This is a genomic window from Leeuwenhoekiella polynyae, assembly GCF_004104075.1.
Classification (GTDB): domain Bacteria; phylum Bacteroidota; class Bacteroidia; order Flavobacteriales; family Flavobacteriaceae; genus Leeuwenhoekiella; species Leeuwenhoekiella polynyae.
In genome coordinates, this window is record NZ_QOVK01000005.1 from 142,115 (window position 1) to 165,934 (window position 23,820).

A 23,820-nucleotide genomic window follows, 5' to 3' on the forward strand; every position below is an offset into this window, starting at 1 on the left:
GTTATACTTTTTCGCCTTTATATTCTATTTTTTCATTTTTAAATGCGATCAGGAAGAACACAAATACTAGCGCAGCAAAGCCCGCAGGATATAACCAAATTGTCTTCCAATCGTGTATTTCTCCCACAAGATAATTATCTGTAATCTGGCCTGCAACCCAAAATCCTATTAACATTCCTACTCCATAAGTGGCTAGTGTTATAAGTCCCTGAGCAGCACTCTTGTTGCTCGATCCTGCTTTAGAATCTGTGTAAATTTGTCCTGAAACAAAGAAGAAGTCATAACAAACTCCGTGTAAAGCAATCCCTATTAAGAGCATAAACGAAAGCTCATCTGCGTTTCCGAAAGCAAATAATACATATCGAATTACCCATGCCAACATCCCGAAGAGTAAGGTTTTTTTGATGCCAAAGCGTAACAGGAAAACAGGGATTAGAAGCATAAACAATACTTCAGAAATTTGTCCTATAGATTGTTTAAGTGTTGGATTTTCCATTTGCAGTTCGGTTAGGAACGGATTAGTATTTTGATAGTAAAAGGCTAATGGAATACAGATTAAGATTGATGAAACAAAGAAAATTAAAAAGTTCTTATTCTTAAGCATGGTGATAGAGCTCAATCCTGTTTTTTCTAAAATAGATTGATTTTCATCGGATTTAATAGGTGGTGTTTTAGGTAATAAAAAGCTGAAAACTCCTAAAAATGCTGAAGCAATGGCAGTCATCGTAAATGTATTGCTTAATAGTCCGTCTTGAATTCCGCTTTGTGAATCCCAGCCCAAAAGACTAATTATAAAACCTGCCACAATCCAGCCTACAGTCCCAAAAACACGAATCCATCCAAAATCTTTTGATGGGTTGTTCATTTGCCTAAAGGCGACAGAATTGACTAAAGCCAAAGTGGGCATATAAGCAATCATATATCCTAAGACATACGGATAGAACACAGCAAAATCTGTGGTCTGGCTCATTTGATACATTAAGTAAGCACCAACTAAATGTAAAACGCCTAAAATACGTTCTGCATTAAAAAATTTATCAGCAATAAGCCCTATAATAAAAGGAGCAATGATTGCCCCCCAAGACTGTGTAGAGAATGCCATTGCACTTTGTGCTCCGGAAGCCTCTAAATTGTTTCCTAAAAATGTTCCTAAGGTTACAAACCAGCCTCCCCAAATAAAAAATTCGAGGAACATCATTAGTGATAATTGAAATCGAACAAGTGGTTTCATGTATTTATTTTAGTGATTATTTTAAGTTTTGAGCAGTCTTGATTAAAAGCTCTTTAGTAAGCAGTATTCCTTCTTCTGGAGTATGATTTTCTCCTTCATATTCTACACCTATAAAACCGGTGTAGCCAGCATCTTTTACGATTTGTAGAATTTTTGTAAAATCCATTGATGTTTCTTCACCAGCCTCATTGAAGTCATAGGTTTTAGCACTTACAGCAAGAGCTTTAGGCATCATTTCTTCTATTCCCTTGTATTTATCGTATTCTTTTACACAAGGAGCATCCCACATTTCACCATTTTTCCGTTCTATACAGAAGTTTCCAAAGTCTGGTAACGTACCGCAGTTTTCTTTATCAATGGTATTGATGACTTCCATAAGTAGTGCTGCATTTGACGAATACCCGCCGTGATTTTCTACGGTGACCTCAATGTTTTGAGTTGCGCCGTAATCTGCGAGCTTACCCAGACCATCAATAGCACTAGTTTTCCAGATTTCTTTATCTGCAGCACCGATAAGATTTACGCGAATGGCATGACAGCCTAAATATTTTGCGGCATCTACCCATTTCTTATGATCTTCTACTGCCTGATTACGCTCAGATTCTGACGCTGCTGCCAGATTACCTTCACCATCAACCATAATGAGTACATTTTTTACCTCAAATTCTTCACTTTTAGCTTTCATTTTAGGAAGAATAGAATCAAGTGCAACCTGATCGTTTTTGTAAGTTTCCATCAAAGGAGTATACAGTTGACTTACATATTCAATACCTTCAAAACCCATTTCGTGAGCCTTTTCTGCGAAATCTAAGGGGTCCATTTCTCCGCTTCTTATGGCTTCATTAAGCGACCATTGGGCCAGAGAAATTTTGAAAAAAGGTTGTTTTTCGGCTACTACAACGCTTTCATTTGTATTTTTTTCAGTTTTTTTTTCGCTTTTACACGATAAAACAGCTACCGAAATTAGAGCCGCCAATACGAGTTTAATGTTCATTGAATTAGCAATTTAGGTTGTTTGCGAGGGATTGCTGAAACGTGCGAACCCCCTATAAATATATAAGTTCTCTAAATTATACTTTTTTTAGTTTACCTAAAAAATAACTTAAAATTTATATATTTGATAGCATAGGCTAGATTATTTTATTAAAAACTAAATAAAAGTGAGTAGTATTAAACCTGAAGAAATGTATGATGCCATTGTGGTGGGTACAGGAATTAGTGGTGGCTGGGCTGCCAAAGAATTGTGTGAAAACGGACTAAAGACTTTAGTTCTTGAGCGGGGGCGTATGGTAAAACATATTGAAGATTACCCGACTATGAATATGGATCCCTGGGATTTTAAATTTAAGGGGCAACCTACTAAAGAGGAAGAGGCTAAACAATTTAAGCAAGCCCGTACCGGCTATACTACAAACAAGGCTCACAGCCATTTCTTTGTAAATGACTTAGAACATCCTTATAACGAAACTAAGCGTTTTGACTGGATGCGTGGTTACCACGTAGGGGGTCGCTCTATTATGTGGGGACGTCAGAGTTATCGCTTGAGCGATATAGATTTTGAAGCAAACAAAAAAGAGAGTATAGCTGTTGACTGGCCCGTGCGTTATAAAGATATCTCCCCTTGGTATGATAAAGTTGAAGAATACATTGGGGTAAGTGGTGAAAACTTAGGTCTGCCACAGTTGCCTGATGGTAATTTTGGCCCGCCAATGGAGTTGAACTGTGTTGAAGAACACCTCAAGAAGAACATGGCGCAAAATTATAAAGACCGCTTACTTACTATAGGTCGTACAGCGCATATAACGTATACAGATAAAACATTTGAAGGACGTTCTGCTTGTCAATATAGAAATCGCTGTATGCGTGGGTGTCCTTTTGGAGCTTATTTTAGTTCTAACTCATCTACTTTACCAGCTGCAGAACGTACCGGTAATATGACGTTAAGACCATTTAGTATTGTAAGTGAAGTTATCTATGATGATACTACAAAGCTTGCTACGGGAGTTAAGGTTATTGATGCTGAGACCAAAGAAGAGATGGTTTTTAACTCAAAAATTGTTTTCTTGTGTGCATCAGCAATCGCCTCAGCATCTATTTTAATGCAATCTAAGTCAGATCGTTTTCCTGAAGGATTGGGTAATGATAGTGGAGAGTTGGGCCATAATATTATGGATCATCATTTTAATGTAGGAGCATCTGCAAAGTTTGATGGTTTTGAAGATAAGTATTATAAAGGTCGCCGTGCCAACGGACTTTACATCCCTAGGTTTAGAAATGTAGGTGGGGATTCTGATCAACCTAACTTTAAGCGTGGTTATGGATACCAAGGTGGAGCAAGTCGAGGAGACTGGACTGAAGCGATTTCTGAAATGAAATATGGTGAAGATCTTAAGAAAGCTATTTCAGAACCGGGAGGTTGGACTATAGGTATTAATGCTTTTGGTGAATGTTTACCGTATCACGAGAATAAAATGACCCTAGATTATGATAAAGTAGATAAGTGGGGATTACCTACTATTACCTTTGATGCTGAATGGAAAGAGAATGAGTGGGAGATGCGTAAAGATATGAAGCAGCAGGCAGCAGATATGTTAACTAATGCAGGCTTTAAAGATGTGCAGACTTACGATAATCCCGGTGCACCTGGTTTAGGTATTCACGAGATGGGAACTGCTCGTATGGGAAGAGATCCTAAAACTTCTGTACTTAACGGGAATAATCAACTGCACGCTGTACCTAATGTTTATGTTACAGATGGTTCTTTTATGACTTCAGCAAGTTGTGTGAATCCGTCATTAACTTATATGGCATTTACTGCAAGAGCAGCTAATCATGCGGCAGAACAATTTAAAAATGGAAAATTCGCTTAATTATGAAAAGAAGACAAGTATTAAAAAATATAGGTCTGGGCGCTGGTTATGTAGCCGTTGCTCCAGCAGTTTTTAACTTATTGCAAAGTTGTAAGAGCGAACCAAAAAATGAATGGCAACCTGTTTTCTTAAATGTTGCTAACGGTTTTGCATTGACTCAGGTTTTAGATGTAATTCTACCAAAGAGCGATACTCCCGGAGCATCAGAATTAAACATAGCTCAGTTCATAGACAGTTATATGGATGAGGTTGCGGGTGATAAGCAAAAAGAAGAATTTAAGTCTGGAGCTAATGCATTTGCATTAAGCTTTAAAGAAAATTTTGATAAAGAATTAAGCGACGGAGAAGCCGAAGATTTTGAGAAAGCTGTCGCTAAATATTTAGGGGCAGATAAAGAAACTCGTGATGCCTATGTGAAGCGAATTTCAGAAACTCAGGATCCTGAGGCTCCTAAAGCAGGCTTTGATGCACATGCAGGTTCTTATGCGTATCTGGGTGTAGTACGAGATTTAGGGATCTGGGCTTGGAAAAACAGCGAGGCTGTAGGTGAGAACGTACTTTGGTATGACCCGATTCCAGGAGCTTACATAGGCTGCTTACCAGAATCTGAAGCTGGTGGAGGTAAAGTAATGTCGTTATAATGAAACGTAGAAATTTTATACAGAAAGGAGCCTTAAGTGGTTCCTTTTTGGCTTTAAATGGGCCTAAGCTTTTTGCGATGCAAGAAGGTTTAGGTGTCACTCCTTATCATCAATTCAATCTAAATTATGCTCCCCATTTAGGGATGTTTAAAAATCTGGCAGGCGATGACCCTATAGATCAGTTAAATTTTATGGCAGATCAGGGCTTTACTGCTTTTGAAGATAATACTATGCGTGATCGCTCTGTGGCTTTGCAACAGCAAATGGCAGATGTGATGCAAAAACGTGGTTTACAAATGGGTGTTTTTGTAGCCCACAAGATTTATTGGACAGAGCCTAACCTTACAAGTGGAAAAAAGGACAAACGCGACGAGTTTCTAGCAGACATTAAAGCTTCTATAGAGGTTGCTAAACGCGTAAATGCAAAGTGGGTTACCGTTGTGCCGGGTTATGTAGATATGACGCAGGATATCAATTATCAGACGGCTCACGTAGTAGAGAGCCTAAAGCAAGCTACTGCTTTATTAGAGCCTCACGGAATCATAATGGTTTTAGAGCCTCTTAACTTTTACAATCACCCCGGATTATTTTTAAAAGAAAGTCCACAAGCATATCAAATTTGTAAAGCGGTTGATAGCCCTTCGTGTAAGATACTTTTTGATGTGTATCATCAGCAGATTCAGGAAGGAAACTTAATTCCTAACATTGATGCTTCCTGGGATGAGATCGCATATTTTCAAATGGGAGACAATCCCGGAAGAAAAGAGCCTACTACCGGTGAGATCAATTATAAGAATATTTTTAAGCATATTTATGAAAAAGGCTTCACCGGAGTTCTGGGTATGGAACACGGTAACTCTATGCCGGGAGCAGCAGGAGAACAGGCTGTCATAGATGCTTATGTGAGCTGCGATAATTTTCTATAAAAAACTTCTAAATAAAAAAAGAGACTTTATTTGAAGTCTCTTTTTTTGATTGACTTTTTGTGGTCTAATCTTTTTTCAGGTCTAAATAGACTCCATTAGTCCACCCAAAGCCATCCTGTGTGGGATATTCGCCGCCACCGGCGACGAGGGTAGTATCTATAACGTTGTATTTTTCAAGCATTTTACCGGTGCGTTTATAGACCCGGTCATTGAGGTGTAACCACCTCGTGCTAATTTCTTCAGCTAAATTATTAAACCCATATGTTTGAAGTCCGCGTACCGCCAGCCATTGATGCGGAGGCCATCCGTTAGGACTGTCCCATTGTTGCTTGTTGTTCACCAAAGAAGTTACGAGTCCGCCCGGTTTTAAAAATTGAGTTTCTAAAGTTTTGCTCACGGCTTCTGCTTGTTGAGGAGATGCGACTTTAAAATAAAGTGGATAAACCATTGCTAGTGAAAGAGTAGGTGAAATCGTTTCTGAAGCTAAATTATAATCTATATAAGTGTTTTTTGAGGCATCCCATAAATAAGCGTCAATCGCATCTTTACGATCAGAAGCAGCCTTTACCATTTGCTCTGCACCTTCAGTATTATCATTAAATCTACGAGCTTTAGCTAGAGTTTCCTCAAGGTTATACAGCAGAGCATTTAAATCTACCGGAATGATATCAGTAGTTTGAATGGTGGCAATATCATCAGGGTCTGCAAACCATCTGCTGCTAAAATCCCAACCGCTCTCACACGCCGCCGAAATATTTAAATATACTTCTGAAGCTTTACGGCCAGACTCTTCAGCTGTAGTAATATCTTCAAGATAGCTCTCTGCTCTTGGTGTTTGTGTATTGCTAAAATATCTATTAAGAATATGACCGTCACCTAATTTTACAACACGACCTGTAGCTCCTTTTTCTGTTAACGCATTGGCACCTTTCATCCAAAACTCATATTCTTTTTCTAAAGCATCTTGATATTTTAGATAAACGGTTTTCTCATCTTTAATACCGGCGAGAAGATTTACCATTTCTGCAAAAAATGGCGGTTGAGATCTACCTACATAATAGGTTCGGTTTCCGTTAGGAATAAAACCAATAGTATTTATTTGATATGCAAAGTTATCAAGTATATTCTCTATCAATTCGATTTCACCAGCTTCTTTAAGCCCTAAAAGAATAAAATAACTATCCCAATAATATACTTCTTGAAAGCGACCTCCCGGAACAATATAAGCATTAGGTAATGCGATTCTCGAACCGTTTTCTACGGCATCGGCATCTCGTTTTAAATACGACCAGAGTGCATTAATGTGTTCGGTAGTAGAACGTGTAGTGTCTGACTCAAAATTTGAAGTGGGTGTGTCAGGCAACGTGAAATATTCTAAAACAAAAGATTTAAGGTCAAAACCTTCTTCATCTTTCTGGGAATTATATTCTTTTAGAATCTCTTCTGATGGAATTTTAGGTTCGCAGTCTACAAAAGTCTTTCCGTCAGGAAAAATACGATTGGTCTGCACAGCCACAAGTAAATCTCCGTAGCGATCTATAGGGTTGAGGTCTTTATCCGGAAAATTTACAACCAGATCTGAAGCATCAGTTTGTGATTCATTTTTACAAGAGGAAACAATAAGTACCAATAAAAGGGCGAGTATTTTAAAATAATTAGTGACCATGATTTTTTACTTTTTTAAGCTGAAAACGCCCAAAAATTAATCACTTCGGATAACTTTTGGGCGTTAAATTATATTTGAAAAAGAAGTGTTTACTCTACGATAAACTTTCCTTTCATCACACTATAGTGACCAGGGAAACTACAGATAAAATCATAAGTACCGGGCTCTGGAGCATCAAATTCTATTGTGTCAGATTGACCACCACCTAGCATTTTTGTGTGTACAATTACAGCGTCTGTACCTTCTGGGATATAACCATTATCACGTGCAGCAGAAGCTTTAGCTCCAAAAGCAGGAATCTCAGTCCCCATAGTTAAAAGCACAAAGTTGTGACCCATAACTTCTACTGGTTGTTTGCCGGTGTGACGTAAGGTAAGTTTTACTTTTTTACCTGCAGGTACGCGTATTTCATTTTTATCAAATTGCATCATATCTGTCGCAAGAAGAACAACCTCAGTCACATTCTCGTCAGATTTTTTTGCACTTGAAGACGAAGAAGAACTTGCTCCAATTTTTACAGATTCTTTTTCTTCTTTCTTTTTGTCATCGCCGCAATTCACTAAAATTAAGGAAAGCGCAAAAAGAAGGGTGATTTTTAAAGTTTTCATTAGTATTTATTTAGGTAATTGCTAATATACACAAGATATAAGCGTACTGCAAGACTTATCTGAGGCTCTTTTCTTTTTTCTGTGAATTAAAAAAATATAAGGTTCTTTTTTCATTATAACTAACTTCATTTGAGGTCATAAACCCTACGTGACCTCCAAAAGCAGGTATTTCTAAGTAAAGGTTTTTATTCTGTTCTGCTTCTTTTTTGGGGTAACATTTCTCATTTAAAAATGAATCGTCAAAAGCATTAATGATAAGCGTAGGGATGTTTATATTCCCTAAGAACTGCTTACTGCTGCTTTTTTTATAATAGTCTAGCGCATTCTCAAAACCATTTGCAGGTGCTGTGTACAGCTCATCAAAAAGCAAAAGCGACTTTATTTTGCTTTTGTTTTCTTTGCTCAATTCGTTAGGAAATACTTTTAACTTTGCATTATATTTCTTCTTGAGATCTTTAAGAAAAGACCACCGATAAACCCAGTTAGTTCGTTTTTGTAGTGCTCCTAAAGAACCGTAAAGATCAACCGGTGTAGAAACAGCAACGGCTGCTTGTATTAGGTCAGGTCGATCTCGGGTTTCACCTAAATACTTTAAAATGATATTACCACCTAAGCTAAAACCGCACAAGTAGATTGCTTTGTATTTATTTTTTGAGACAATATAATTTACAACATCTGCAAGATCCTCAGAAGCACCAGAGTGATACGAACGAATTTTTGTGTTGTCTTCTCCGCTGCAACCCCTAAGATTAATAGAAGCGCAGTCAAAATCATTCTGATTTAGAATGCGTGCTGTACCCTGCATATAAGGTCTTTTTGCGTGACCTTCAAGACCGTGAACAAGGATAGTCATTTGTGAGCTCTTTTTCTCGCTCTGCGAAAAACTAAAGTCTACATCTAGAAAATCCCCATCACTTAGGGTGATGCGCTCCCTGTTGTAAGTAACACCTTTTATACGTCGTATTTTTGCCGCATAAATGGTATTAAAGTGACCGTTTGTAAACGGAGTTTTAGGTTTGTATGTAGATGAGACAAGGGGCATTAATACAATATTTCTCCTTTTGGTTTTATTGATTTTGGTAAATCTTTCTCATTGAGCATATCGCGTAGATCTATCTCTATGGTGCGGCACAGTGCAGTCATAGGTACGTCATTTGCCTTGCCCTCAAAAGGATCTTCACTGTTATCGCCTATATATTCCATAGTGGTGAAAATCCACATTATGAGAATGGTGAAGGGGATCATTTGCAGGAATAAAATTGAAATTTGCTGCGAAGGATGTACTGAATCTGTTACGTGAATTTCAAAAATATTAAGTAAACCTAGCGGAAGCAAAAGCGCAAAAATCCATGTAAATAGTTTAGAGAAATACCCGTATTGTCTGGGGAACGGTGTGTTTTTTATGCGCTCGCACATTCCCTGAAAATCATAAAACTTAGCCAGAGCCTCCTGAAGTTGCATTTCTTGAAAACCATCTATCACATTGTCTTTTCTGAGACGCTGAATGATTAAACTTTGATTTTTTATAAGATGCGTTGCCGGGTTTTCTCGTTTTTTAATTTCTTCATATTCATCCTGTCCTACAAATTGATAGGCTTGGTTACTTTCAATATTCCGCTCTGCATGACGATCAAATAGTCGCTCTACTAATGCACCTTCTTGTAGTGTCCAGGAGCGTGGCTGACGTAGTTGTACACGTAACGCATTGAGCCAGGCGATATGTCGGTAAATCAAATCTCTTTTAATTTCTTTTTCAGCCTCTTTATCTTCAAAATCGATAAGACTCAATACCCGTATTCCCCAAGTACGACTCCAGTTTACGATCATTCCCCAGATCTTTCTTCCTTCCCAAAAACGATCATAACTCTGACTGTTTTTAAAACCCAGATAAAAAGATACCGCAATACCAATTACGGTTAATGGTTCAAAAGGAATATCCATAAATTCCCAACCCAGATCGTGATACAGGTAAAATATGACAAGTGAATAAATAAGGAAAAATACGAGGTTTTTCCAGGTATAGCGTAGAATAAGCTTCCAGCTAATATTTCTTTTGATGAGCATTGGTGTTCTTTTGTTTTTAAAGATACTTTGAATGTACAGAATAGCAGAACTATTAAGGTAATTTTAAAATAGTATGCACGCACAGTACTTTTAGGTATCTTTGTTTTCTAATTGAGAAACTATGTATACTAAAGAATTTGAGATACGCTGGAGTGATATAGATGCTAATAGACACCTTGCCAATAGCGCTTATATCAATTTTATGAGTCATACCCGAATGGCTTTTTTGATGGAAAACGGTTTTGGACAGCAACAAATGGCAAAACACAGTATAGGTCCGGTGGTTTTTTATGAGCATATGTATTATTTTAAAGAAGTATTTGCCGGGAAGCCGGTGCGTGTTACACTTCAGTTAAAGGGTATTTCAGATGACGGAATGTATTTTGAATTTGTACATAACTTCTACGATTACAAAGGCCGAAATTTTGCTAGTTGTGAAATGATGGGAGCCTGGATTGATTTAAAAGAGCGCAAGCTTATCGCTTTACCAGAAGAACTCTATAAAAACCTCTCATCTCTAGATCATACTGATGATTTTAAAATCATTACTAAGGAGGATACGCGTAAATTTGGTAAAAAGCCGAAAGATCTAGACTAAGTTATTTTTACTAGATAATTGAGATCTAAATTTTCTGAGACTGTCCCGAAGTCAAAAGTTGTCTTCTTTTAATGACTTTTGGGCTTTTCAAAAGGTGTCTTGTTTCGGGTAGAAAGGTAAACTCCGACAAAAATTAAAAGAGCTGCTCCCGCTCGCACTGGTGTTATTTTATCTGCGCCTACCAGCATAGCAAAGATCACGGCAATTACCGGTTGTAAGTAAATAAATGCTCCTACGGTAGACGCTTTGAGCGTTTTTAATGCATATAAGTTGAGTAAATAGGTAGAAAAGGTTGTCCCTACAACTACAAAGATCATAATCCCTATTGCGCGAGGCGGAAGCTCTAACCAGTCTACATCTGTAAATTCTGATAATGTGAATGGAAGGTTTAAGACTACACCGGTTAGAAAGAACCATTTCATCAAAGTAATGGTTGAATATTTTGAGGTAATGGGCTTTACGAGTATGAGATAGACGGCATAGGTGCCCGCATTTACAAAAAACAGTAAATTCCCTAGCGGAATATTAGGAGCATTAGGTTGTTCTGAAGCTCCAAATAACACCAGAATCAATGCGCCAAGCATTCCGGTAAAAATACCAACTGTCTTTACCCAGGTTATTTTTTCTTTTAAAAAAAGGGCTGATAGAATCAAAAGAATAACCGGACTCAGCGTGATAATAACTGAACTGTTTATAGGAGTTGACAGGCTCAATCCTTTAAAAAAAGCAAGCATATTTACAAACATCCCAAAGACAGCACATCCCAGAAATCGCCAGTAATCAGCGGGATCTACTTTTTCTGATTTTGTAAAAATACTTATCGACCAGAAGAGAACAGAGGCACCCAGTACGCGTAATAGAATAAAACCATAAGCGCCTATATAGTCAGGCATAACACCTTTAGCAAGTGTATGGTTAATACCGTAAATAGTACTGGCTCCTGTTGCTGCAGCAAGTGCAAGCATGCGCTTGTTCATAAATCTGTTTAAGAATGTATAGCCTCTTTTGCCGCTGCAACCGTCTTTTTGCTGTTGCCTATAAAGATCTGATCATTATTTACGATCACTGGTCTTTTTAAAAACGTGTATTGCTCCAGAATAAGTTCTTCAAAATCATCTTCACTAAGATTCTCATTATTCAGACCTCGTTCTCTATATAGACGAGCACGTTTATTAAATAAAGCTTCATAGCTATTGCTTAAATTATAGAGTTGGTCAAGTTGCTCTTCAGTAATAGGGTCTGTTTTAATATCCTGTTTGATAAACGCAGAAGGTAATTCGATCTCATCCATAATTCGTTTACAGGTATCGCAAGTTGAGAGGTAATATATTTTCTTCAAAACAACAGATTTTAAAATTTATAATTACTTAAAAAATTCAAGCTGTGTTTTGTTTTTTAGAAACACAGTTTACGGGTGCAAAGTAATTGCTTTTCGCTGTAAAAAGGTATTTTTGATTAAAATTATACAGATGGCATTCACTTTTGACTACGCTTTAAAAATCACTTATAAAACTCGGGTAATCTTAAAAAACTACCTCGAGACAATTTCTCTCGAAGATTTAAACAAAATACCAGAGGGCTATAACAATACTATTTTTTGGAATATAGCACATCTTGTGGCTACACAGCAAATACTGGTTTATAAGTTCTCAAACGTGCCGGTATTAGTTTCTGAAGAGATTATTGATAAATACAGAAAAGGTACAAAGCCTGAAGCAGATGCTTCTCAGGCAGAAGTAGATGAGATAAAAGAATTGTTATTCACTACGCTAGATCAAACAGCAAAAGATTATGAGGCCGGTGTCTTTAAAACCTACAATACCATTACCACATCAATGGATAGTACGTTGAGTAATGTTGAGGAGGCAATCTCTTATAACAATTTCCACGAGGGGATTCACTTAGGTTCTGTCTTAGCTTTACGTCACGCTATAGGTTTGGTCTAAGGTATTTTTGAACTTCTGTAATAGGGAATTCTAAAATAATCTGGCCATCTGCATAAGAGGCAATTTCATAAGGATTGTAAATAAGTATGATCTTATCGTCTTTAAACCCTATGTTTTCAGGTAAAGAAAAAGTGTCATTTTCAAAAGAGTAACCGCTGCTGTTGATATTTTCACGTTCAGAAATACCTTTTTGATTTCTAAATTGACCTTCGGTAAATTTTAAAAAACCGGCTTTATCGGAGAATAAAGCTTCTTTAGAAAGTTGCTCGTGGGTTTCTTTATCAAAATTGATGTAGGTGGTGCTGCCATAACCGTGTGCTCCACCCCAATAGGAATAGTTGTCAAAAATGATACTCAATACATTTTCACTCTCATAGCTAATTTGAGACTTACTGTTTATTTCATATTCAATAGCAGCTTCAGGAAAATCATTGCGGTAAGCACGATAGCTGGTGATGAAGTTTGCTAACGCCTGATCTAATGTTTTGATATTTTGGCTGTCATCTGGTGAAATAGTAAGTGTATTCACAAGCACCTGTTCAATGGCTTTATTAATCGTATCAGAAAAATTATCATTACCGGAGGCAGTGAGTTTTTCGATTTTGATCACAGGACACATTCCTTTGTCGCAAGCGTCTAAATTTTCAGGATTATAGGTTTTAGTATCAAATACTAACGGAGTTTCTTTTTTTTCACAACTGATAAGTACAACAATAATGGTCAGTATTGAAATGATTTTCTTCAAGGCAACTATGGTTTTGGTGTTAAACAAAGAATAAAGGTACAAGCAATTTTGGGAATAGGTTTCTTGCTTCCTACATTTACGAATAGATTTAATGAAAGATTAAGAATTATGAAATTCAATACCAAAACTATTCACGGTGGTCAACACAATACAGACCCTGCATACGGAAGCGTGATGCCTCCTATTTATCAAACGTCAACTTATGCGCAGTCTACTCCGGGTGGTCATAAAGGTTTTGAATATTCGCGAAGCGGAAATCCTACTCGTAAAGCTCTAGAAGATGCTTTAGCCAGTTTAGAGAATGGAGCGTTTGGGCTAGCTTTTGGCTCTGGTCTTGCTGCAATTGATGCGGTTTTGAAGATGTTTAAACCAGGAGATGAGATCATATCTACTAATGATTTGTATGGGGGGTCTTATCGATTATTTACTAAGATTTTTGAGGATTTTGGTCTTAAATTTCATTTTGTAAGCATGCAAGATACCGCTGCAATTGAGTCTGTAATCACAGATAAGACTAAGTTGATTTGGGTAGAGACGCCAACTAATCCAATGATGAATATTATAGATGTCGAAGCGGTTGCTCAAGTTGCTAAAGCGCACAAAATCCTATTGGCAGTAGACAATACTTTTGCGACGCCTTATTTACAACAGCCGCTAGGTTTGGGAGCAGATTTGGTTATGCACAGTGTTACAAAATATTTGGGTGGTCATAGTGATTTGGTAATGGGCGGTCTCATTGTAAGAGATAAAGAGCTTGCAGATAAGTTGTACTTTATTCAAAATGCAAGTGGAGCTGTTTGTGGTCCACAAGATAGTTTTTTGGCCCTTCGCGGAATTAAAACGCTACATGTGCGTATGCAACGTCATTGTGAAAATGGAAAAGCAGTTGCTGAGTTTTTAAAGAATCACCCTAAGGTAGATAAAGTATATTGGCCGGGTTTTGAAGATCATCCTAATCACAATATCGCAAAAAAGCAGATGAAAGATTTTGGAGGAATGGTTTCATTTACAACAAAAAAAGATTCGCTTGAAGGCGCTGTTGAGGTTGTTGAAAAATTAAAAGTATTTACGTTGGCCGAAAGTTTAGGCGGTGTAGAAAGTCTTGCTGGCCATCCTGCGAGTATGACGCACGCCAGTATCCCTAAAGAAGAACGTCAAAAAACAGGAATAAAAGATTCCTTAATACGTTTAAGTGTAGGCATAGAAGATGCAGAAGACCTTTTAGCAGATTTACAACAAGCTTTAGATTAGGCTGTACGTTCTTAAAAATTCAGATAATAGATGTAGCCAATGTTTAGCCATACGATAGAATCATCGTATTTGTTAGGTGGGTAAAATTCAGGATCAGGGTTTAAGCCGTCTACCCAGTTGGAGTAATATTTGTGATATCTTAATTCTAAATTGATATCACTTAATGTAGTGAGTTTGTATCGAATGCCCACACTACCGGTTAGCGCCCAAGTCGTTCCTGAATCATCACTAATACCGCCTAATTCGCCACCATCGCCTATTAAAAAGCGGTCAAAATAGATATCTTCTGGAGAAGCTCCGGGTACATCTTGTACTGATGAATATTTAGGTTTGAAAGAAACAAAGTGTGCTCCGAGGCTAATATAAGGTGCGATTTTATATCCGCCTGCTTGAAAATCCCGTATGCTTAATGGGAAATACTCAAGCTGCATTCCGAGTTCAAAAACGAGAGAACTTCCTTTGTGATCTCTTAAGTCTTGACTTTCTGGAGTATCTTTTTGAGCTTCAACGCCCTCGTGAGTAAAAGGAGTATAATGCAAATCTGCTTCAGAACGCAGTTTAAAATGATCATTAAAATAGCGATCTCTGGTATAGCAATTACAATCTGCTCGATAAGAGAAGTTGAAGTAATGCACGATACCTATACCTAAACCTTGATTATTTATATTAGTATCAAAATTGTTTCTAAGTCCAAAATCAGACTGAAAAAGAAGTGGACCCGCAATTACACCGATTTCGTTAGAAAAAGCAAGTTGTGCCTTACCGGCGAAAGGTATTGTCAGGCAGAGTGTTAATACCGAAACTAGAATTCTGGTATTCATTAGGTTTGGGGACTTAAGATGCAACAAATATAGTAAAATTGAAGTTTTAATCTAAAATTGCTCGCGCACTACAACTTTAATGATAGATATAATAAAAACGAAGTGTCAATATTAAGAATTTCTAAAAATTAGACACTTATTTTTATCAATATCATATATTTGCATCGCCAAAGAGCAATAAAAATTATAAATTCAAAAAATATTATAATGACAGATAGCATTAAAAACTTTGTTGATTCTGTTGCGAAAGCTAATCCTAACGAGCCTGAGTTCATTCAAGCTGTACAGGAAGTAGCAGAAACTGTTATTCCTTTTATAGAAAAAAATCCTAAATATCAGGGTAAAAAGCTTTTAGAGCGTATGGTAGAACCAGAGCGCGCTATTTTGTTTAGAGTGCCTTGGGTAGATGATAAAGGAGAAACTCAAATCAATAAAGGATATCGTGTTGAATTTAATTCTGCAATAGGCCCTTATAAAGGTGGTTTGCGTTTTCATCCTTCTGTGAACTTAAGTATTCTAAAATTTTTAGGTTTTGAGCAGGTATTTAAAAACAGCCTTACTTCATTGCCTATGGGTGGTGGTAAAGGTGGTTCTGATTTTAATCCCAGAGGTAAAAGCGATGCTGAGGTTATGCGTTTTTGCCAGAGTTTTATGACAGAATTATACCGTCACATTGGTCCTAATACAGATGTTCCTGCCGGGGATATTGGTGTAGGTGGTCGTGAGATTGGTTATATGTTTGGTCAATATAAGCGCATTAAAAATGAATTTACCGGTATTTTAACCGGAAAAGGTCTTTCTTACGGCGGATCTAAAATTCGTCCGGAAGCTACAGGTTATGGTAACGTTTATTTTACTAAATATATGTTGAATAACATTGGTGAAAAGCTTGCCGGAAAAACTGTTGTAATTTCAGGTTCTGGTAACGTGGCGCAGTACGCTGCAGAAAAAGCAACTCAACTTGATGCAAAAGTGGTAACGCTTTCTGATTCTGATGGTTTTATTTACGACGAGGCCGGTATAGGTAAAGAAAAGCTCGCGTATATCATGGAAATCAAAAATGAGCGTCGCGGTCGTATTAAAGAATATTTAGATAAGTATCCTGAAGCAGAGTTTCTTGAAGGGAAAGCACCTTGGGGAATTAAATGTGATATTGCTTTGCCTTGTGCAACTCAGAACGAACTGGATAAAGAAGATGCAGAACTGCTCGTTAAGAACGGCGTCATGGCTGTAGGTGAAGGAGCGAATATGCCTTCTACACCAGAGGCGATTGAAGTTTTCTTAAAAGCGAAGATCTTATTCTCTCCGGGTAAAGCTTCTAACGCAGGTGGTGTCGCAACATCAGGATTAGAGATGTCACAGAATAGTATTCGTTATAACTGGTCTGCAGAAGAAGTAGATAAAAAGTTACACGAGATTATGTATGACATTCACAATGCTTGTGTAGAATATGGTAGACAAGAAGATGGATTTGTAGATTATGTAAAAGGTGCGAACGTTGCAGGTTTTGTAAAAGTTGCAGACGCGATGCTTGCTCAGGGAATTGTATAGAAATTCCATTTTTATATAAAGAATTAGTTAAAGGCTTCGGTAATTACCGAAGCCTTTTTTAATATCATAAATTGTACTTTTAACTGCTGTGCTAAATGCATTTTATGAAAAACAGAATCTTAGTTTTACTGTTTTTGATTTTTCATCTTTTTCAGATGAAGGCGCAAGACTTTGGTCAAAATTGGACAGGTTATTTCTCATACAATACCATAACAGCTGTAGCAAAAGGAGAAACAAAAATCTATGCAGCCGCTCAGAATTCAATATTCAGTTATGAGCTTGCTACAAACAAAATTGAAACACTTTCTACTATAAACGGGTTAACGGGTTCTGCCATTAGTACCATTCATTTTAGTGAAAGCACAGGTATTCTTTTTGTGGGTTATGTTTCGGGAGTGGTTGATATTGTACGACCAGATAGATCAGTTTCAACCGTTGTTGCTATACGTGATAAACCAGTGATCCTTCCGTCAGAAAAAATAATCAACAGCTTTACCGAATTTGAAAATATCCTATACATTGCTACAGGTTTTGGGATTTCGCTATTTGACTTAGCGCGTTTAGAGTTTGATGATTCCTATTTTATTGGGGATAATGGTGCGCGTTTAAACATTATTCAAACAGCAATATATGATGAATATATTTATGCGGCTTGTCCAACGGGAGGTTTGAGAAGAGCTTTAGCCACTGCACAAAACCTGATCGATTTTAATAATTGGGAAACTGTAAATGCTGGCAGTTGGCTTGGAATTCAAACTTTACAGAATGGTCTTTTTGGAGTTAAAGGAGATCAAACCTTGCAGCAATATGATGGAAATACCTTTAATACGATTGCAACTTTTGAGTTTGTACCGGCATTGCTAAAAGCATCAGGCAATTCGTTAGCAATCATTTTTCAAAGTAGAGTTTTGATTTATAATGATACAGGTATTTTGAATACATCAGTTAATACACTTGCAGAATATCCGGACACTTACAACACAGCATTGGCAGTGGATGGACAAATTTACTTAGGAACGCAGTCTAATGGGCTTCTGATTACTTCAGAAACTAATACCACTAGCGCTTTGCAGATTTTACCAGACGGTCCTTTACGCAACGATCCGTTTAATATTGAAGCGGCACCGGGGCAACTTTGGATGGTTTATGGTGATTATTCTTCTACTTACAATCCGTATCCTTTAAAGCGCCGCGGAGTGAGTCATTTAACCGAAGAAAGTGGCTGGTACAATATTCCTTTTGAAGACTTACTCAATACAAACAGCATCACAAATATTACTTACAATCCGGCGGATGTTAGTCAGGTTTTTATGAGTTCGTACAACGCCGGACTTCTTGAAATTTCAGAAGAAATACCGGTACAGTTGTATGATGAAACGAATAGTGGGCTGAGTGATATTTCTATTAATCCTACAGATGTGCGTATCAATGGAGCTGCTTTTGACCGTAATGGGACCCTGTGGATGACAAACAGCTTAGTAGAAAATGCTTTGGCACGTAAAACCGGAAACCAGATCGCAGGAATATCTGTCGCTGATGTTTTACCAGATTTTGATCAGGTAAATGGATATTCAGAACTCGTTATAGGGAGGTTAGGAACTATATATTTTGGGTCTTCAAATCGCGGATTGATAGCATACGACCCTAATACAAATAGCTTTCAACTTTTAAATGCAGAACGTTCAAATCTACCTTCAGATAACGTGCAGACTTTAGCAATTGATGCAAACGGTACGTTATGGATTGGTACGACTTTAGGGCTTCGTATTTTAATCAATCCGGCGCAAGTTTTTGAGAATGCAGAGTTGCAGACGCAACCTGTGATCATAGAAGAGAACGGTGTTGCTTTAGAATTACTCAACGATCAGGTTATACAAACGATTACCGTAGATGGTAACAATAATAAATGGATAGGAACGGTAAACAGCGGTGTGTTTCAGTTCAGCTCTAATGGTAAGGAAACCTTACAACAGTTTGATCGCTCCAATTCACCGCTTCCTTCTAATACGATACAGGATATTAGTATCGACAATGCATCTGGTGAAGTTTATTTTGCAACTCCATTAGGATTGGTCTCCTATTCAGGAACTGCGGTAAGTGCACAAGAAACTTTAGAAAATGCACGGGTATTTCCCAATCCCGTTCGCCCTGATTTTAACGGGCAGGTTACTATTGATGGCTTAACAGATCGGGCAAATGTAAAGATCACAGATTTGAATGGTAATCTGGTTTATGAAGAAGTTTCGCAGGGTGGAAGCATTCAGTGGGATACTACAGCTTTTGGAAGGTACAAGGTAAGGTCTGGTGTTTATTTTATCTTAATTACTGCCGAAGATGCCGTTGAGACTAAAATCGTTAAATTGATGATCATTCGCTGATGTTAGTCAATACTAAAGCCATTGTGATTTCAGCATTAAAATATGGCGAAGCAGACCTTATCGTGCGTTGCTTTACAGAAGAAGCCGGTGTTAAATCATACATTTTAAGAGGTATTTTAAAGTCAAAAAAAGGAAAGCTTCGTACTGCCATGTTTCAACCGGCAACCCAGTTAGAGCTTGTTGCGATGCATAAAGATAAAGGTACGCTTGAGAGCATCAGAGAGGCAAAAGTTATTCAGCCTTATGTTAGTTTGCATACTGATATTTTAAAGTCGAGTATGGTATTGTTTCTTTCTGAAATGTTGCGTAACGCAATACAGGAGGAAGAAGAGAACCGGGGGCTTTATGCTTTCTTAGAGCATGCTTTTCTTTGGCTTGACCTGCATCAACAGACGGCTAATTTTCATTTATTTTTCTTGCTGGAACTCACTAAATATTTAGGGTTTTACCCAGACACTTCTGCGATTGAAAATACACATTTTAATCTAGAGACCGGCACATTTGAGCCTGTTGAGCGTTTTTACAGTATTTCTGAAGAAAATTTACAAACACTAAAAGCCTTATTGGGTATAAATTTTGATACACTTTCTAGTGTAAAGCTCAATCAGAAAAGGCGTGCAGACTTTGTAAATATGCTGTTGGCCTATTATGAATTACATTTACACGGCTTTAAAAAGCCTAAATCACTGGCTGTTCTCAGTTCACTTTTTAACTAACTCTAATTGATGAGATTAACTATTGCCTTACTATTTTTTATTTATTCAATAAATTCTTTGCAGGCTCAGGTCATTAAAATTTTAGATCAGGAAACGCAAGAACCTATTGAAAATGCTGCATTATACAATACTGCAAAATCTACATATGTGGTGAGTGCAGCAGACGGTACAGCAGATATCTCAGCATTTAGCAAATCTGAAACAATTATAGTAACGCACGTTTCTCATCTCACGTTAAAAACAACAAAGGCTGCATTAATTGCTAAAGGAAACATGCTTTACTTGGCTGATAGTGAAAACGAACTGAACGAAGTCGTACTTTCGGTTTCAAAATTTGAGCAACAAGCTAAAGGTATTTCGCAAAAAATAGTGAGCCTCGATGCTGAAGACGTAGAACTTAAGAACCCACAAACTGCAGCAGATTTTTTAACGCAGAGCGGACAAGTATTTGTTCAGAAAAGTCAGTTGGGTGGTGGTAGTCCAATGATACGTGGTTTTTCTACAAACCGGTTGCTATTAACTGTTGACGGGGTGCGCATGAACACCGCTATTTTCCGTTCAGGAAATTTGCAAAATGTGATTAATATAGATCCCTTTACCATAGATCAGACCGAAATTATTCTGGGACCGGGTTCTGTCGTTTACGGCAGCGATGCGGTAGGTGGCGTAATGAATTTTTATACCAAAAAACCTATATTTTCTTTTGAGGATGACACTTCGGTTTCCGGGATGGCGCTTACGCGTTATGCGACTGCAAACAACGAAAAGACCGAGCACGTTGATGTTAATTTAGGTTTTAAAAAATGGGCTTTTCTTACGAGTGTTAGCTATTCAGATTTTGACGACCTGCGTATGGGCGAGCACGGTCCAGACGATTACTTGCGTCCAGAATATGTTGTCACTCAAAATGGCATAGATACCGTTGTTGAAAATGATGATCCTAATGTGCAAATACCTACCGGTTTTGATTTAGTAAACCTCACGCAAAAAGTGCGGTTCATGCCAAATAATATATGGGACTTTAATCTGGGGCTACATTACAGCACTACTTCAGATTATGCGCGTTACGATCGTTTAACTCGTAAACTTGGTGATCAATTGCGTTCTGCCGAATGGTATTATGGGCCGCAATTGTGGTTTATGGGTAATTTGCAAATCGATAAAAAGGGTAATGGAGATTTTTATGACGATGCAAAACTTACTGTTGCCATTCAATATTTTGAAGAAAGTCGGAATGATCGTGATTTTGGAGACCCTATACTTTTTACCACGCAAGAACAGGTGAATGCCTATTCTTTAGATTTAGATTTCACAAAAAAATTGAATGATAATCGTTTGTTTTATGGGGTGGAATATGTGTATAATAAAATTGGTTCCTACGGAAAGCAAACCGATATCAACACCGGCGACCAAGCGGCAACTGCAACCCGATACCCTGATGATTCCAGCTGGCAATCATTGGCAGCCTATTTAAGTGGACAATTCAATTTGGCTGAAAGTTTAACCTTGCAAACCGGCCTGCGGTACAATCATATATTGATCGATGCCACTTTTGACGATACTTTTTATGATTTTCCATTTGAAAAGGCAGATGTAAGTTTCGGAAATTTTACCGGAAATGCCGGTTTGAATTGGCAAACTGCAGAGAATTTCAATTTAAAACTGAATTTAGGTACAGCCTTTAGAGCACCCAATATTGACGATATCGGAAAGATTTTTGATAGTGAACCCGGTTCTGTGGTGGTGCCTAATCCCGATCTTAAAGCAGAGTATGCCTATAATGCTGAGTTGGGTGCAGCGTGGCGTATTGATGAAAAGTTACGTCTGGATGTCGCAACCTATTACACGCATTTGAACAATGCGCTTGTGCGTCGTGATTTTAGTCTAAACGGAGCAACAACGGTAGATTATCAAGGAGAGCCGAGTACTGTGCAGGCAATTCAAAATGCTGCACGTGCAGAGGTGTATGGCGTTGAAGCCGGTTTAGAATATTTATTTACTAAAAACATAAAACTCACCTCTCAGATCGCTGTTACCGAAGGAAGTCAGGAGGAAGACGATGGTAGCGATGCGCCATTAAGACACGCCGCACCACTGTTTGGAAATACGCACCTTATTTACCGTATGAAGCGCTGGAAGTTTGACGCTTCGGCAGAATATAATGGGCAATTTGATTATGACGAACTCGCGCCATCGCAACAGGGTAACGCCTATTTGTACGCGCTGGATGCTGATGGAAATCCGTACTCACCGCGCTGGTACACTTTGAATGTCTACAGTGAATACCAGATCGCCCAAAACTGGAAAGCAACAGCCGCTCTAGAGAACATCACAGATCAACGCTATCGTCCCTATTCTTCAGGAATCTCAGCTCCCGGAAGGAATTTGATTCTGGCGTTGAAGTACAGTTTTTAGAAATGCACTAACTTCAGCCTAAACTAAAACCGGGATGAACTTAAAACTACATCACGTTTTCTATTTAGGTTTTGTACTGTTACAGATTATTTCTGTGCAGGCTCAAAGCTATTCGCCTAACCGTACATATAACGATACACTCGATTACCGCCCTGTAAATTCTGATTTTATCAATACCAAAGTTGATTCCATAATGAATCTGGGAATTAAAAATCAGGCATTTCCCGGAGCGCAAGTGTTGGTGGCTAAAAACGGCAGTATTATTCTTCACAAAGCTTATGGGTTTCATACGTATGACAGTCTGCAGCCGGTTAAAAACGATGATTTATACGACCTGGCTTCGGTGACCAAAGTGACGGCAGCTTTACCCGCGATTATGAAGCTGGTTGATGCAGGTAAACTCGATTTAGATTCAGCTTTTAGCACCTACTGGACCCCCTGGAAACGCCGCCGCGATAAACGCGATTTGACCCTTCGGGAAATTCTTTCACATCAGGCCGGTCTCGAACCCTATATTATTTTTTTAAGCGATGTACTTAAAAAAGACGTAAGCTTTAAACACCGGTTTGTACGCGATAAAAAATCCCACCGTTTTTCTGTACAGACGTATAACAATCTGTGGTTAAACAAACGTTTTGTGCGCAAAATGTATCGTAAAATCAACCGCTCTGAAGTTTCCGAAGAGAAGAAATACACCTATTCGGGGCTTTCATTTTTGCTCTATCCGCAGATTGTGGAGAACCTAACCGGTGTGCCGTACGAGCAGTATCTTGAGGAACATTTTTACGGTCCGCTAGGTGCTAAAACCTTGATGTTTAATCCCGAACAACACGGTTTTTCACAGGAACGCATCATTCCCACCGAAGCTGATTCCATCTACCGTAAAGCGGAAGTTTTAGGCTGGGTACACGATGAGAATGCAAGTTTGATGGGCGGTGTTTCGGGCAATGCAGGCTTGTTTGCGACCGCAGCTGATTTGGCCAAACTGATACAGATGTATATGAATATGGGCATCTATGACGGCAAGCGTTATATTTCAGAAAAAACCATGCGCGAATTTACCCGGGTTCAATATCCGGATAACGATAACCGCCGCGGTTTGGGTTTTGATAAACCTTATTTGGACAATGCCGAAAAGCCACTGGTAGAAGCCTATCCCAATCCCGAGGTGAGCCCTGCAAGCTTTGGTCACAGTGGGTTTACCGGTACTTTTGTTTGGGCAGATCCTGAGCATGAACTCGTATTTATTTTTCTGTCAAATCGGGTATTTCCTTCTCGTACTAATACAGCGATTTATGATTTTAATATACGTCCTAGATTGATGCAGGTTTTTTATAAAGAGCTTTTAGTTTTGGAGAGCGAACACGATTGAGATTATCGTTGCGTTAACCCA

General features: G+C 38.1%; 21 protein-coding genes. 11 read left to right on the forward strand and 10 right to left on the reverse strand.

Annotated features, from left to right (window positions below):
- Position 1: 1 nt before the first annotated feature.
- Together DSM02_RS08355 and DSM02_RS08360 are read right to left on the reverse strand one after the other, a co-directional pair.
- Positions 2-1,231, reverse strand: coding sequence for a nucleoside permease (locus tag DSM02_RS08355; RefSeq protein ID WP_128765191.1), 1,230 nt, complete (start codon positions 1,229-1,231; stop codon positions 2-4).
- A 16-nt stretch (positions 1,232-1,247) separates the two neighbouring features.
- Entirely contained in the window at positions 1,248-2,225 is a 978-nt protein-coding gene (locus DSM02_RS08360) for a sugar phosphate isomerase/epimerase family protein (RefSeq protein ID WP_128759691.1), read from the reverse strand.
- A gap of 190 nt (positions 2,226-2,415) precedes the next feature.
- Here DSM02_RS08360 and DSM02_RS08365 point away from each other — a divergent pair, with 190 nt between their 5' ends.
- From DSM02_RS08365 to DSM02_RS08375, 3 genes are read left to right on the forward strand one after another with little or no spacing between them, the layout of a single operon-like run.
- Positions 2,416-4,101, forward strand: a complete 1,686-nt coding sequence (locus tag DSM02_RS08365; RefSeq protein WP_128765266.1) for a GMC oxidoreductase — start codon at positions 2,416-2,418, stop codon at positions 4,099-4,101.
- A 2-nt stretch (positions 4,102-4,103) separates the two neighbouring features.
- Complete coding sequence (locus tag DSM02_RS08370; RefSeq protein WP_128765192.1) at positions 4,104-4,742, forward strand: gluconate 2-dehydrogenase subunit 3 family protein; 639 nt, start codon at positions 4,104-4,106, stop codon at positions 4,740-4,742.
- Positions 4,742-5,668: a hydroxypyruvate isomerase family protein gene (locus DSM02_RS08375; protein ID WP_128765193.1), complete on the forward strand. Its 927-nt coding sequence runs from the start codon at positions 4,742-4,744 to the stop codon at positions 5,666-5,668. Before DSM02_RS08370 ends, DSM02_RS08375 begins: the two co-directional genes overlap by 1 nt.
- Before the next feature lie 64 nt (positions 5,669-5,732).
- Here the strand turns inward: DSM02_RS08375 and treF are convergent, their stop codons facing one another.
- From treF to DSM02_RS08395, 4 genes are all read right to left on the reverse strand, one after another.
- Complete coding sequence (gene treF / locus DSM02_RS08380) at positions 5,733-7,334, reverse strand: alpha,alpha-trehalase TreF (protein WP_128765194.1); 1,602 nt, start codon at positions 7,332-7,334, stop codon at positions 5,733-5,735.
- 89 nt (positions 7,335-7,423) lie between these two features.
- On the reverse strand, positions 7,424-7,942 hold the full coding sequence (locus DSM02_RS08385; RefSeq protein WP_128765195.1) for a plastocyanin/azurin family copper-binding protein: 519 nt from the start codon (positions 7,940-7,942) through the stop codon (positions 7,424-7,426).
- A 55-nt stretch (positions 7,943-7,997) separates the two neighbouring features.
- A complete protein-coding gene (locus DSM02_RS08390) occupies positions 7,998-8,984 on the reverse strand; it encodes a YheT family hydrolase (protein WP_128765196.1) in 987 nt (328 codons plus the stop codon).
- Positions 8,984-10,006 (reverse strand): bestrophin family protein, encoded by a 1,023-nt coding sequence (locus DSM02_RS08395; protein WP_128765197.1) that lies wholly within the window; start codon positions 10,004-10,006, stop codon positions 8,984-8,986. Before DSM02_RS08395 ends, DSM02_RS08390 begins: the two co-directional genes overlap by 1 nt.
- Before the next feature lie 121 nt (positions 10,007-10,127).
- Between DSM02_RS08395 and DSM02_RS08400 the strand changes: the two genes are divergently transcribed.
- Entirely contained in the window at positions 10,128-10,604 is a 477-nt protein-coding gene (locus DSM02_RS08400) for an acyl-CoA thioesterase (protein WP_128759698.1), read from the forward strand.
- A gap of 68 nt (positions 10,605-10,672) precedes the next feature.
- Here the strand turns inward: DSM02_RS08400 and DSM02_RS08405 are convergent, their stop codons facing one another.
- Both DSM02_RS08405 and DSM02_RS08410 read right to left on the reverse strand, forming a co-directional pair.
- The gene (locus tag DSM02_RS08405; RefSeq protein WP_128765198.1) at positions 10,673-11,581 is read right to left on the reverse strand and encodes a DMT family transporter; all 909 of its coding nucleotides are present in this window, start codon (positions 11,579-11,581) and stop codon (positions 10,673-10,675) included.
- 8 nt (positions 11,582-11,589) lie between these two features.
- Positions 11,590-11,943 carry an arsenate reductase family protein gene (locus DSM02_RS08410; RefSeq protein WP_164918265.1) on the reverse strand — a complete coding sequence of 118 codons (354 nt, stop codon included), beginning with the start codon at positions 11,941-11,943 and terminating at the stop codon, positions 11,590-11,592.
- 130 nt (positions 11,944-12,073) lie between these two features.
- Here DSM02_RS08410 and DSM02_RS08415 point away from each other — a divergent pair, with 130 nt between their 5' ends.
- Positions 12,074-12,550 (forward strand): DinB family protein, encoded by a 477-nt coding sequence (locus DSM02_RS08415; RefSeq protein ID WP_128765199.1) that lies wholly within the window; start codon positions 12,074-12,076, stop codon positions 12,548-12,550.
- On the opposite strand, the gene DSM02_RS08420 is transcribed toward DSM02_RS08415, so the two are convergent.
- The gene (locus tag DSM02_RS08420) at positions 12,534-13,295 is read right to left on the reverse strand and encodes a DUF3298 and DUF4163 domain-containing protein (RefSeq protein WP_128765200.1); all 762 of its coding nucleotides are present in this window, start codon (positions 13,293-13,295) and stop codon (positions 12,534-12,536) included. The genes DSM02_RS08415 and DSM02_RS08420 overlap by 17 nt on opposite strands.
- Positions 13,296-13,358: 63 nt before the next feature.
- Here DSM02_RS08420 and DSM02_RS08425 point away from each other — a divergent pair, with 63 nt between their 5' ends.
- Positions 13,359-14,546, forward strand: a complete 1,188-nt coding sequence (locus DSM02_RS08425) for a cystathionine gamma-synthase (RefSeq protein ID WP_262707844.1) — start codon at positions 13,359-13,361, stop codon at positions 14,544-14,546.
- An 11-nt stretch (positions 14,547-14,557) separates the two neighbouring features.
- Here the strand turns inward: DSM02_RS08425 and DSM02_RS08430 are convergent, their stop codons facing one another.
- Complete coding sequence (locus DSM02_RS08430) at positions 14,558-15,367, reverse strand: THC0290_0291 family protein (protein ID WP_128765202.1); 810 nt, start codon at positions 15,365-15,367, stop codon at positions 14,558-14,560.
- A 207-nt stretch (positions 15,368-15,574) separates the two neighbouring features.
- On the opposite strand from DSM02_RS08430, the gene gdhA reads away from it, so the two are divergent.
- The 5 genes from gdhA to DSM02_RS08455 all read left to right on the forward strand — a co-directional run bounded on the left by gdhA (position 15,575) and on the right by DSM02_RS08455 (position 23,799).
- The gene (gene gdhA / locus DSM02_RS08435; protein ID WP_128765203.1) at positions 15,575-16,918 is read left to right on the forward strand and encodes an NADP-specific glutamate dehydrogenase; all 1,344 of its coding nucleotides are present in this window, start codon (positions 15,575-15,577) and stop codon (positions 16,916-16,918) included.
- A 104-nt stretch (positions 16,919-17,022) separates the two neighbouring features.
- Positions 17,023-19,296, forward strand: coding sequence for a type IX secretion system anionic LPS delivery protein PorZ (gene porZ / locus DSM02_RS08440; protein ID WP_164918266.1), 2,274 nt, complete (start codon positions 17,023-17,025; stop codon positions 19,294-19,296).
- On the forward strand, positions 19,296-20,012 hold the full coding sequence (recO, locus tag DSM02_RS08445) for a DNA repair protein RecO (RefSeq protein ID WP_128765205.1): 717 nt from the start codon (positions 19,296-19,298) through the stop codon (positions 20,010-20,012). The genes porZ and recO overlap by 1 nt, the downstream gene beginning before the upstream one ends.
- A 9-nt stretch (positions 20,013-20,021) precedes the next feature.
- Positions 20,022-22,427 (forward strand): TonB-dependent receptor, encoded by a 2,406-nt coding sequence (locus tag DSM02_RS08450; RefSeq protein WP_128765206.1) that lies wholly within the window; start codon positions 20,022-20,024, stop codon positions 22,425-22,427.
- A 34-nt stretch (positions 22,428-22,461) separates the two neighbouring features.
- Positions 22,462-23,799 (forward strand): serine hydrolase domain-containing protein, encoded by a 1,338-nt coding sequence (locus DSM02_RS08455; protein ID WP_128765207.1) that lies wholly within the window; start codon positions 22,462-22,464, stop codon positions 23,797-23,799.
- The last annotated feature ends 21 nt before the right edge of the window (positions 23,800-23,820 follow it).